12 protein-coding genes are annotated in these 11,681 nt (G+C 38.3%); all 12 read right to left on the reverse strand.

All coding sequences use genetic code 11. The features are described from left to right. Positions 1-63 precede the first annotated feature (63 nt). Positions 64-1,893 (reverse strand): molecular chaperone DnaK, encoded by a 1,830-nt coding sequence (gene dnaK / locus IGI52_RS06315; RefSeq protein WP_048718188.1) that lies wholly within the window; start codon positions 1,891-1,893, stop codon positions 64-66. A gap of 49 nt (positions 1,894-1,942) precedes the next feature. Continuing rightward, positions 1,943-2,500, reverse strand: coding sequence for a nucleotide exchange factor GrpE (grpE, locus tag IGI52_RS06320; protein WP_438780759.1), 558 nt, complete (start codon positions 2,498-2,500; stop codon positions 1,943-1,945). Positions 2,501-2,533: 33 nt separating this feature from the next. Further along, entirely contained in the window at positions 2,534-3,574 is a 1,041-nt protein-coding gene (hrcA, locus tag IGI52_RS06325) for a heat-inducible transcriptional repressor HrcA (RefSeq protein WP_016179923.1), read from the reverse strand. 122 nt (positions 3,575-3,696) lie between these two features. After that, positions 3,697-4,845, reverse strand: a complete 1,149-nt coding sequence (gene hemW / locus IGI52_RS06330; RefSeq protein WP_438780760.1) for a radical SAM family heme chaperone HemW — start codon at positions 4,843-4,845, stop codon at positions 3,697-3,699. Positions 4,846-5,005: 160 nt separating this feature from the next. After that, entirely contained in the window at positions 5,006-5,884 is an 879-nt protein-coding gene (locus IGI52_RS06335) for an LPXTG cell wall anchor domain-containing protein (RefSeq protein ID WP_438780761.1), read from the reverse strand. Between the two features lie 167 nt (positions 5,885-6,051). Then, complete coding sequence (locus IGI52_RS06340) at positions 6,052-6,945, reverse strand: LCP family protein (RefSeq protein ID WP_438780762.1); 894 nt, start codon at positions 6,943-6,945, stop codon at positions 6,052-6,054. A 304-nt stretch (positions 6,946-7,249) separates the two neighbouring features. Continuing rightward, positions 7,250-7,822, reverse strand: coding sequence for a histidine phosphatase family protein (locus tag IGI52_RS06345; protein ID WP_438780763.1), 573 nt, complete (start codon positions 7,820-7,822; stop codon positions 7,250-7,252). Next, a complete protein-coding gene (gene cobS, locus IGI52_RS06350) occupies positions 7,819-8,580 on the reverse strand; it encodes an adenosylcobinamide-GDP ribazoletransferase (RefSeq protein ID WP_438780764.1) in 762 nt (253 codons plus the stop codon). The genes IGI52_RS06345 and cobS overlap by 4 nt, the downstream gene beginning before the upstream one ends. Next, a complete protein-coding gene (gene cobU / locus IGI52_RS06355) occupies positions 8,577-9,164 on the reverse strand; it encodes a bifunctional adenosylcobinamide kinase/adenosylcobinamide-phosphate guanylyltransferase (protein ID WP_438780765.1) in 588 nt (195 codons plus the stop codon). Before cobU ends, cobS begins: the two co-directional genes overlap by 4 nt. Before the next feature lie 6 nt (positions 9,165-9,170). Then, on the reverse strand, positions 9,171-9,908 hold the full coding sequence (locus IGI52_RS06360) for an AIR synthase related protein (RefSeq protein WP_438780766.1): 738 nt from the start codon (positions 9,906-9,908) through the stop codon (positions 9,171-9,173). 106 nt (positions 9,909-10,014) lie between these two features. Further along, positions 10,015-10,719, reverse strand: coding sequence for a uroporphyrinogen-III synthase (locus IGI52_RS06365; protein WP_438780767.1), 705 nt, complete (start codon positions 10,717-10,719; stop codon positions 10,015-10,017). Positions 10,720-10,729: 10 nt separating this feature from the next. Beyond that, positions 10,730-11,674 (reverse strand): hydroxymethylbilane synthase, encoded by a 945-nt coding sequence (gene hemC / locus IGI52_RS06370; RefSeq protein WP_438780768.1) that lies wholly within the window; start codon positions 11,672-11,674, stop codon positions 10,730-10,732. Between the last annotated feature and the right edge of the window lie 7 nt (positions 11,675-11,681).

Raw genomic sequence — 11,681 nt, forward strand, 5'->3', positions numbered from 1 at the left:
GAATCACCAATCTTGAAAGAAAAAAGGCCAAAGCGATGACTTTGGCCTTTAGTAACGAATCAATTATTTGTCGTCATCGTTAACTTCTTCAAAATCAGCATCCACGACATCATCCGCGCCGCCTTGAGCTGCGTTTGGATCAGCCTCTGCTTGTTGTTGTGCTGCTTGTTCGTAAAGTTTAACCGTTAAGTTTTGCACGATTTCATTCAACGCATCGCGTTTCACTTTCATTTCTTCGATATCATTTGCTTCAACTGCCGCTTTCAACTCATCACGTGCATCTTCCGCTTTCTTGACTTCATCAGCGTCTACTTTACCTTCTAATTCTTTCAAGGTTTTATCTACTGAGAATAATAAAGCATCGACATCGTTACGTAGATCTACTTCTTCTTTACGAGCTTTGTCGGCATCTGCATTCGCTTCAGCATCTTTCACCATACGTTCGATTTCTTCGTCTGACAAACCAGATGAAGATTTGATTGTGATTTTTTGTTCTTTTTGAGTTCCTAAATCTTTCGCAGAAACATTTACGATACCATTTTTATCAATATCGAACGTAACTTCGATTTGAGGAATTCCACGTGGTGCTGCTGGAATATCAGTTAATTGGAAACGACCTAAAGTTTTGTTATCCGCAGCCATTGGACGTTCACCTTGCAACACATGAATATCTACTGCAGGTTGGTTGTCCGCAGCCGTTGAGAATACTTGTGACTTGCTTGTTGGGATCGTTGTATTGCGGTCGATTAATTTCGTGAACACACCGCCCATTGTTTCGATACCTAATGATAATGGTGTTACGTCTAGTAATACGACATCCTTCACATCACCAGTGATAACCCCACCTTGGATCGCAGCACCCATCGCTACTACTTCATCCGGGTTCACTGATTTGTTTGGTTCTTTGCCAGTTTCTTTGCGTACCGCTTCAACAACCGCAGGGATACGAGTAGAACCACCGACTAAAATAACTTCATCAACGTCAGATTGTGACAATCCAGCATCCTTCAATGCTTGACGAACTGGAGCTTTTGTACGTTCCACTAAATCAGCAGTGATTTCGTCAAATTTCGCACGAGAAAGAGTTGTTTCTAAGTGCAATGGACCAGCGTCACCAGCTGTGATAAATGGTAAGCTGATTTGAGTTGAGCTAACACCTGATAAGTCTTTTTTAGCTTTTTCAGCAGCATCTTTCAAACGTTGCATTGCCATTTTATCTTTAGAAAGATCAATTCCGTTTGCTTGTTTAAAGTCAGCAACTAAGTAGTCGATGATCTTGTTATCAAAGTCATCCCCACCAAGACTGTTATCACCAGCAGTAGATAATACATCGAATACGCCATCTCCTAGTTCAAGGATTGAAACGTCGAAAGTACCACCACCAAGGTCAAATACTAAGATTTTTTCATCTTTATCAGTTTTATCTAAACCATATGCTAATGCTGCTGCAGTTGGTTCGTTAACGATACGTTCAACTTCTAAACCAGCAATTTTACCAGCGTCTTTTGTTGCTTGACGTTGTGAGTCATTGAAGTAAGCAGGAACTGTGATGACTGCTTTTTCAACTTTTTCGCCTAAGTAATCTTCTGCAAAACCTTTAATGTATTGTAATACCATTGCAGAGATTTCTTGTGGTGTATATGATTTGCCGTCTGCTTCTACTTTATAACCAGCTTCACCCATATGACGTTTAATAGATGAAATTGTGTGTGGATTTGTCACTGCTTGACGTTTTGCTACTTCACCAACTTGAATCTCACCGTTTTTAAATGAGACAACGGATGGTGTTGTACGATTTCCTTCTGGATTAGTAATGATTTTAGCTTCTCCGCCTTCTAAGACAGCGACAGCAGAGTTTGTTGTGCCTAAGTCAATACCGATAATTTTACTCATAGTTGAAAATCTCCTTTTCCATTATATGTTTAATATAGTAATTTACATTTTATTGAGCTACAATCACCATTGCTGGTCGCAATACGCGATCATGTAGCTGATACCCTTTTTGCAGCACATTTACAATAGTGTCAGGTTTTACGTCATCTTCTGCTGGAACAGTTTGTACTGCTTGATGCAGATTTGGGTCGAACGTTTCACCTTCTGCTTTGATCTCTGTGATACCTTCTTCTTTTAATGCGACAGTCAAGCTTTCAAGGACCATTTCTACCCCTTTTTTCAGACTAGCGCCTTGATCGTCAGTAACTTCAGTTGCTAGGGCTCTTTCTAAATTGTCGATCGCTGGCAGTAATTTTTTGCCAAGATCTTGTGAACGGTAACGAACCAGTTGTTCACGTTCATTTTTGTTGCGGTTAGACATATTTGCGATCTCAGCGCGAGCTCGTAAAAATTTGTCTTCCATTTCGTTAAACTTATTCGTTAATTCTTCAACTTCTGAAACTTCTGGAATATCAATATCTTCCGTTTCTTTTTCGGTCGACTCATTTTCAACTGATTCGACTTCTTCTAATTCTTCTTCAACTTCTTGTTTCTTTTCTTCTGCCACTGCGCGTACTCCCTTTCTTTGTAGGAATCGTTTCTAGTGATATAAACCCAAAGAACGATAATAATCGTCCAATGCGTTCGTCAACTCGTATCGGAAAACCTCCAATAGACCAAAAATCTTTGAATATGGCATCGATGTTGGTCCTAATAACGCAATTGTTCCGCGGCCATGTCCACGAATTTCATAGTTTGCTTGAATCATACTAAGATGATCAAACAGATCATTTCCCATCTCCGCGCCAATCCGAACATGAATATCGCTATCATAAGGCAACAGTAGCTGTGTCAGCTCATCTGAATTCTGCATCAATGAATACATTGATTTCACATGATTAAAATCTTGATCAGGATTAAAATTCAAAATATTCATTCGTCCACTGACAAACACCTTATCCTCAAAAGCATCATTCAAAATCACGTCAAATAAGTGACTGATTCCTTCAGTTGTCTGGAAGTAACGATGCAAAATCATTGGAATCTCAGTTCTCAATTTTTGATAAACACTTACCAAAGGTTGGCCTACTAAACGATCGTTGATAATTCGAACCATTTTCTCCAAGTCCTGACTGTCTACATTCTCAGGAATACGAAAAACTTGACTCTCAACATTTCCTTTATCTGTGACGATGATCGCCAAAATCTGACGATCATTTAATGGAACAATTCGAAAACCAGTCAATGTCCGATCCTTCATTTCAGGGCCAAGTGAGAACGCGGTATAGCTAGTAACTTGTGAAAGTATCTTGGCAGACTGCTGAATGATATCATCAATCTCATGAATATCTTTCTTAAGCGATCTGCGAATCTGGTCTACTTCTTGATTACTCACCTTCGCTGGCGTTAATAGATAATCCACATAATATCGATAGCCTAAAGCTGAAGGAATTCTTCCAGATGAAGAATGAGTCTTCTCTAACATGCCTAATTCCTCTAGCGCCTTCATATCATTGCGGATGGTTGCGGAGCTTGCTTTTACGCCTTCTTCCATCAAACTTTTTGATCCGACCGGTTGACCCGTATTGGTAAAGTTTTTGATGATTAAGCTGAGAATCAGTTTTTGTCTTTCCGTTAACATTCTTCTCATCCTTTAGTTAGCACTCTTTCTTTTTAAGTGCTAACTCGATTATTAATATACCAACAACTTCTATATAAGTCAAGGAAAAAATATAAAAAATTAGCACTCTACACATGAGAGTGCTAATTGGCGTTACTCAGTAAAAATTCTTCAAAAACATCATTCCCGCGAAATAGTCCCTCCTCAGTCAAACAAACCCTCGAATCCGTCTCTGTTATCAGCTTTTGCTGTTTTAATTTTTCAATCACATCCCCATACACATCCATCATACTGAAGCCAAAACGATTTTCAAAAACGGTTTTATCAACACCTAAAATTTTTCTTAAGCCTAGGAACATCTCCTCTTCAATCTGAGCTTTTTGAGTAAGGATTTCTTCCTCTAACACGGGGAGCTGATCATTTTTCAATGACTTTAAGTAATGCTGGATAGGTCCTCGATTTTTATAGCGTCGATTTCCAAGGTACCCGCTAGCACCTGCTCCGAGACCAAAATAATTTTGATTGTTCCAATAAACTAGGTTATGTTGACTTTCGAACCCAGGTTTTGCAAAATTACTGATCTCATATTGTTTACGCCCAGCTTTTTCCATCGCATCGATCGTTTCGGCATACATCTGTGCTTCTAATTCTTGCTCAGGAAGATGCATCTTCCCACGTCTAACCCAATTCATAAACATCGTTTGATTTTCTAAAATCAATGAATATAGTGCGTAATGAGGTAAATCTAAAGCCAAGGCTCGTGTTACCGTATCACGAAAACTTTCTAGGGACTGACCCGGCAATGCATAAATTAAATCGATCGTTACATTGCTAAAATCTTTTTCTTCTAGCAATTGGATCGTATCATACACATCCTGTGCGGTATGCTTACGACCAATTTTTTTCAGCAAACGATCATCAAATGTTTGAACACCCATTGATAAGCGATTGACTCCATAGTTTTTCATTACATCCAATTTATCAGCAGTTAAATCGCCAGGATTCGCTTCGACTGTAAATTCTCCATTATTATAAGGAAGAATTTCTCGCAATCCACTCAATAAACGTTCTAACTGACTTGCAGTCAATGACGTTGGGGTGCCCCCTCCAACATAAAGTGTTTCCATTTTTTCGACTGATTTTTGTCTTGAAGCTAAGCGTGCCTCTTTCAACAACGCTTCGATATATTCATCTACAGGCTGACCTTCAAGAAAAACTTTGTTGAAGTCGCAGTAGTAACAAATATGTTCACAAAACGGGATGTGAATGTAGGCTGAAGTAGATTTTGTCATCTCGTTCCTCTTTCTAAGTAGTAGTAACAGACGTATTCTAACATACATCTCTCTGCTAAAAACAAACACTTGCTTTTACCGAGCATTCCTAATGTAATTTTTACATTCAAAAAAAGACTCGATGATCCTGAATAATCTATTTCAGGTCGTCGAGCCTCTTTTATTTGTAATATTTGCGTGTGTAGTAAAAAAAGATACTCCCAATAATCCCAAAGCCGATTAGCGAAAGTGAAGGATTCGCTTGATCATTTGTTTTAGGGTATTCCTTTACTTGTATATTTTGTTGCTGATCATCAGTCTTTTTTGACGTTGCAGACAGGGTCGTGGGCGTTTTTTCTCCCTCTTTTCCATCTACCGAAAGGTCATCCCCCGCTGAATCGAGGACAGCCTTGATTCGATTGATACTGCCTTCGATATCGCCTGTGCGATTTTGAACATCTGAAACAGCTGCCTCTGCATTTTCTGCTCCTTCAGTAAACTGACCCTTCACTGTCTGCGCGCTGCTTTTGGCCTTTGAAATGCTTTGATCGAGCGTTGAGCGATCTGACTTTAATTGTTCTTGCAATTTTTCAGCTTCAGCAATCTTTTGTTTTAAATCCGCTCGCACTTGGTCTAATTGCTTTTGCGTCTGTGCCCATTGATCTTCAATTGTGGAGTGATCTGTTTGAATGTGATTATTCACCTCATTAAAATGATTCTGAAAATCATTGTGCGTCTGATCTAATTGATCTTGAATCACAGCAAAATCATTATGCAGATCCTCATGCCGTTTCTGTGAATACTTCTGAGCCTCAGCAATATCTTGTGCAATCTGTTGTTTTTGACGCGTTTCAAATTGTTGCTGAGCCAATTTTAAAGCAGCCTCTATTTCTGTCTGTCTATTTGTTAGTTCATTAGAAGCGGTTGCACTATCGGAAGTTTCTGATGTTTTCGTTACCTTAACTTCTGAATTAGCAACACTTGCGAAGGCGTCTGTGTTGAACCAAAAAAAATTCGCAGCGAAACCACTACATAATACGAATAAAGCTAATTTTTTCATTAGTTATTTCATCCCCTCGACAGGGATTATAGCTAAAATCATACAAATTTGTTAATAAACAAATTGATCGATTTGTCTAAAAAAATTAATGATTATTCGATTTTGGCAGGACACAAGAAAAAGCCAACGAGTATCCCATTGGCTTAAAAATAGTACGTTTTATTCGACTATTCTGTTAAAAACGTTTGAATTGCTTTTGCATTTGCTTCAGTATCTAGTTCTAAAATACTTCCACTTGGCGTATCATTATTAAATTCCCAAGTTTTATCGATTGGTACAGCAAGGGTTTCAATTTTTTTAGTATCACCTAAAGCGAAATCTTTTCCTACGCTTAAAATCGTACTTTCAGATAAATTTGTATCGACATATCCTAATAGCTTTCCAGTTGTTTTTGGCAATTTACTTAATGAAGTAACATTTGTAACTTGCTGTGAGATGGCTGAGAGCACCTGCTGTTGTCTGCGAATTCGACCAAAATCGCCCTCCTCATCTTCACGGAATCGAGAATACTGCAACAACGTATTGCCGTCCATTTTTTGTTTGTCCGCTTTAATAAATACTTGATCTAAATCTAGATCCTTTTCCGCATCAATGGTCACACCTTTTGGAAACAGATTATCAATAGCTTCTTTAAAATGGTCGAAATCGATTGTTACATAATATTCAATCGGGAGATCAAAGTTTTCTTTTAATGTCTTTCGGACCAACTCAATGCCACCATATGAATACGCCGCATTGATTTTATCCTTCCCATAACCAGGAATATCAACATAGCTATCGCGCATAATTGAAATTAACTTGGGTTGTTTTCTTTTCTGATCATAATGAGCAACCATTAGGGAATCTGATCGACCTCGATCTTCTCCCCGAGAATCAGTACCAATAATCAAAATGTTCAAATCATTCTGATCTGGAGCTTCTTCTCCATTAAAAGGGATCGTTTGCTTCGATTGAGCATTTTTTGTCGATTCATAACCCTGTAAAAATGAAAAAATTAAGTAACATTCAAAAACTAACAGTATTCCTAAAATAATTAAGATCAAGCGCTTAAAAACTTTCATTCGAAATCCTCACTTTAAAAATAAAAAAATTATAATTATCAAGCCTGCTGATTGATTCATAAAATATAAAAATAAATTCTCTAAACTACCTGTTCAGTTTATACTAAAACTATTCGTCTTCATCACTAGCATCAACTTTTTATGATTTTTTTATAAACTCTTTTTATTACAATTTATTAATGATCTTCAAATGAAAGAGCAACGACAAAAAAACCGTAATATGATACACGGTCAATCGTCACGTAGTTATTTTAGTCAAATTAATAGCTAAGAAAGCAGCTCATTCTATTTATAAGAATAACAGTTACTTATTCCACTCAATCACCTTCGTTGTTGACTCTCCAACTTCAATCAGCGTATAGTTTCCTTGATCCAATGCGATTTCCCAAAATTCATATTCCGGAAACCAGTCTTTCAAAATGACTCGTAGTACGCCGAGATGTCCAACAATTACAAAATCTTGCTTTTTTTGAAGCATCACTTCCAAACAAGCTAAAACACGTTGCTGAAAATCCGAAAATTCTTCCGCATTTGCTGGTGTTACCTCAAAGGGAGAAATCAACCATTTTTCCCATTCTTCTGGAAATCTTTCGTTGATTTGATCCGCACTTAACCCTTCCCACAAACCAAAATCTTTTTCATCTAGTTCGTTTAAGGAAATTTTTTTTTGGTCTGGAAAGATCAATTCTGCTGTTTCGATCGTTCGTTTCAAACTACTCGTATAAATGGGTACCTCAAGCCTCATTCCCGCTAATTTTTCATTCAAGAAATAAGCCTGTTGAACCCCGGTGTCGTTCAAGGAGATATCCGTCTTTCCATAAAAAAAGTGTCTTCTATTATATTCTGTTTCTCCATGACGAATCAAAATGATTTTCATAAAAAACCTCGCATTAGAATTAAAGTCAATAAAAATACTACTTGTGAGATAGGCGAACAGGCGCCTAAAGTATCGCCATTAAGACCATTAACCTTGTTCATAACTAATCTGCGATAAAGCCAAACAATTAAAAGATTAACAATAAAGCATACAATCCCTACTCTACCTAAAAAAATGAACAACACAAAAAAAGAAAACAATTGACAAATTATGATATTTTGTTTTTTTACATTCAAAAAGGTAGTACCTAATCCTTGAGAATTATTACCAGCATACTGCATCTGATAAAACAAAAGACTGATGCCATTTTTCCCTACAAGATTCAATAATAAAATAATGGTCGCCTGCAATTGAATATTGAGATTGGGGAGCAACACTAAAAAACTAAAAACTAAAAGTAGATAATAAAAGACGATAGCCAAAACGCCATTACTACCAACGCGGCTGTCTTTCATGATTTCCAGCATACGATCTTTGTCACGAGAAGAAAACAGGCCGTCAGCCATATCCGATAATGCATCTAAATGAAAGCCGCCAGTCAACATCACATCAAGAAACAATATCATAACCCAAGCGATGCTGGGACTGAATAAATATTGTAAAGGCCAATAAACAACAGCCTCTAAAAAGCCAATCATTAATCCAAACAGCGAAAAAAAACGAACGCCTGAACGCATTTTTTCTTCAGGTTCATCAACCGCAATCGGAATCGGTATTCGCGTAAAGAATTGAAAATACAAAATTAGACTATCAATCATTTTATCTTCATAGGGATACCGGCGATCACGAAAAATACCGCATCCGCTTCCTTTCCTAAAGATTGGTTTACATGACCTAAGACATCTCTAAACCAACGGGAAAAAGCATTTTCGGGAACGATTCCTAGCCCCACCTCGTTTGTCACGACAACCAAATCCGTCTTACTGTTCCGCGCTGCTGTAAGAATTTTTTGCCATTCATTGAGAATATCGGCTTCAATTGCAGCCTTCTCTTTTTGAGTTAGCTTAAGGATTTCTTCGTCAATTATTGTGAAGTCCTCACCAAATCGTTCTTTCATTAAGTCAAAAAAATAATTAGTCGATAGCATAGTCGCGCAATCCAATAAATGTGCTGACACTTGTGCTTGTTCAATTACGTCGGAGACAACTAAGTACGTTTCGGTGGTTTGCCAATTTTTAGGACGTCGCTGTTGATGGAGAGTTATTCGGTTAGCCATTTCAGGTTCTTGAGCCGAGCAATTCGTTGCAATATAATTAATTTTTGCCTCTGTATCCAATAAGCTCTCTGCAAAAGCTGATTTGCCGCTGCGTGCTCCGCCAGTAACTAATGTAATTTCTCCCAAACTTTGTCACCTCTTTTTATATTCACCGATTTTTTTCAACTCGGAATAACGAGATGTAATATCGGCTTCTTGTTCTGATTTAACTGCTATTAGAATAACTGTTGCCGGTCCCGCTGAACAATCTAGATTTTCTACCTCTGAAAAATGAATCTGGAATTCAGAGTCCTGCGCCATTAATTCTGCTTCATAACGAATACCTTTCGAACCAACGGGCAACATATCTATAACTCCAGGCTCTGATCTTAGGGCCTTTACCAAAGGATAGGAAAAAATTGTTTCCCGATTTTTCACAACCTGTTCCCCAACATAAGGCTGTCCTAATTGCAGGAGACTACAGGCTTGCTGCATCTGAAAATTTTCTTTTCCCGCCTTAGTTTCCGCCACAACTGTGATTCCAACACTAGTAGTTTTAGTAAACATGTTTTCCTCTGTACTGCCATTGAGGGTGATATTAGAAAGTTCAGCTCTAGCCAATTCTTCCCTTATCCCTTTTAACATTCGTTCTCCAGTAGGAGCATATTCATTACCGATCAAATCAATCACAGCAATCGGTTCTGCTCCATAACATAATAATTCCATTAGGGGAACACGCAAACAAAAAGCGGCTGTTATTGCGGGATCAATTTCAACGGCATCGTGTTCCTTTTTCCCAATACCCGCACTAGAATCACAAGCGATCACCAGCGATTTTCCCTTCGAAATAGGTAAAATGGAAAGATCTCGGTATTCTTTTATCAAACTCACAGGCCGATCACTCCTTATTCTTTGAAGAAAAAATTAGCTTAATCAAAAGTGTCTGTTAATCAGCTAATTCCTCTCATAAAAATTCAACTCAAAAGTGGTGTAATTATTACAGAGAACTGACATTCTCTTGGTCAATTCTTCTCAATAAGCATTCATACAAATGCGGCATATCATAAATATCTGGTTGGATAGCCACATGCTGTTCTTTTTCTATCACTCTAGCTGTAACGGGGCCGATAGCGGCAATCGTTAACTGCGACCAAAAATTTTCGGGCAACTGCTTAAACGTTCTAATTGTTTTACTAAAAGAAGTCCAGGCTGAAGGACTAGCAAACAATACATAATCAATAGTTTCATTCATTATCAGCTTTTGCAACCGTGCTTGATCTTCTGGGAAAAATTCATTCTTGTAAATGACCTGTTCCAAAACAACATGCTCTTGTCGAACCAAGGCATTGTAGATCACGCGCCGAGCATGAAATGAATGGGGCCAAAAAACACGCTGTTTCGCTCCGACTAGGCGAAGCCATTCCTCTACTAATCCCTCAGAAAAGCCTTCTTTCGGTTGAAAATCAACAGAGTACCCCAGCTCTTGCAACGTTTTGGTCGTTTGATTGCCAATTGCAAGTATTTTTGCCTGCTGATTCAATTGTGTAAAATCAAAATATTTTACGGCATTGACACTAGTGAAAAAAATCCAATCATACTCATGCTCCAGGCTTTTATGTGGCTGGAAAACCGTGCGATTCATCGGAATAGTAATAACCTCCACGCCTTTTTCTGCAAACACGTGTTGAATATCAATCGGCATACTTGCTTCTCTAGTGTATAAAAGTTTCTTTTTGATCGTTCTTACACTCCTCAATCAATGTAATTGCGCCTTGCTTGATCAGATTATCGGCAACAGCTCTTCCTAAAATCACCGGATCATCTCCCTGCAGCGTTTCTTTCAGAATGATTTTCCCATTTTCGCTCCCAATCATCCCTGTTAATTCATAAGAACCATTTTTTTGCCGACAGTACGCTCCAACAGGAAAAGTACAGCTGCCATCCATACTGTTTAAAAAAGCACGTTCTGCAGTTACTGCTATTGCTGTTTCTAAATGTTCCATTTTTTTGAGCATTTGAAGAATTTCAGTATTATCTTTACGACATTCCAAAGCAATCGCACCTTGTCCGATTGCCGGAAGCATGATCTCTGGAGATAGTTCTTGATGATAAACTGTTTGATCCAGCCCTAGACGTTCTAAGCCGGCTAGTGCTAAAACAATCGCATCGTACTGTCCTTCATTCATTTTACGTATCCGTGTATCGATATTTCCTCGAATTGGCTGGATATCAAAATCCGGACGCACATGCAGCAGATGAGCCTTTCTGCGAAGACTGCTAGTTCCAACAACAGCATTTTTGGGTAAAGTTTCTAAGGTTTTCCCTGCTTCTCGAATAATCAGAGCATCTGTTGGTGAATGGCGTTTCATTACACTGGCCAAAGCTAATTCTTCGTGAATCGTGGTTGGAATATCCTTTAAGCTATGAATCGCAAAATCAATCTTACCTTCACGAAGCTGGTATTCTAATTCTCTTACAAAACAGCCCTGCCCACCGATTGCCTGCAAGTTATGTGTAGCTAAGTGGTCTCCTTTGGTTTTGATTTTTACTAACTCTACTTCAACTTCTGGAAAATGCTCTTGAAAAACAGCTAATGTTTGTTTTGTTTGTGTCGTGGCTAATTTACTACCTCGTGTGCCAACTCTCAGCTTTTTCATTTTCTTC

It is taken from the genome of Enterococcus sp. DIV0187, assembly GCF_051713785.1.
GTDB classification, from domain to species: Bacteria; Bacillota; Bacilli; order Lactobacillales; family Enterococcaceae; genus Enterococcus_A; species Enterococcus_A avium.

What these genes read in the sequence shown, in the direction of transcription:
- dnaK (WP_048718188.1), bottom strand. Translation starts at nt 1,893, where the DNA reads ATGAGTAAAATTATCGGTATTGACTTAGGCACAACAAACTCTGCTGTC.
- hrcA (WP_016179923.1), bottom strand. Translation starts at nt 3,574, where the DNA reads ATGTTAACGGAAAGACAAAAACTGATTCTCAGCTTAATCATCAAAAAC.
- hemW (WP_438780760.1), bottom strand. Translation starts at nt 4,845, where the DNA reads ATGACAAAATCTACTTCAGCCTACATTCACATCCCGTTTTGTGAACAT.
- IGI52_RS06335 (WP_438780761.1), bottom strand. Translation starts at nt 5,884, where the DNA reads ATGAAAAAATTAGCTTTATTCGTATTATGTAGTGGTTTCGCTGCGAAT.
- IGI52_RS06340 (WP_438780762.1), bottom strand. Translation starts at nt 6,945, where the DNA reads ATGAAAGTTTTTAAGCGCTTGATCTTAATTATTTTAGGAATACTGTTA.
- IGI52_RS06345 (WP_438780763.1), bottom strand. Translation starts at nt 7,822, where the DNA reads ATGAAAATCATTTTGATTCGTCATGGAGAAACAGAATATAATAGAAGA.
- cobS (WP_438780764.1), bottom strand. Translation starts at nt 8,580, where the DNA reads ATGATTGATAGTCTAATTTTGTATTTTCAATTCTTTACGCGAATACCG.
- IGI52_RS06365 (WP_438780767.1), bottom strand. Translation starts at nt 10,719, where the DNA reads ATGCCGATTGATATTCAACACGTGTTTGCAGAAAAAGGCGTGGAGGTT.
- hemC (WP_438780768.1), bottom strand. Translation starts at nt 11,674, where the DNA reads ATGAAAAAGCTGAGAGTTGGCACACGAGGTAGTAAATTAGCCACGACA.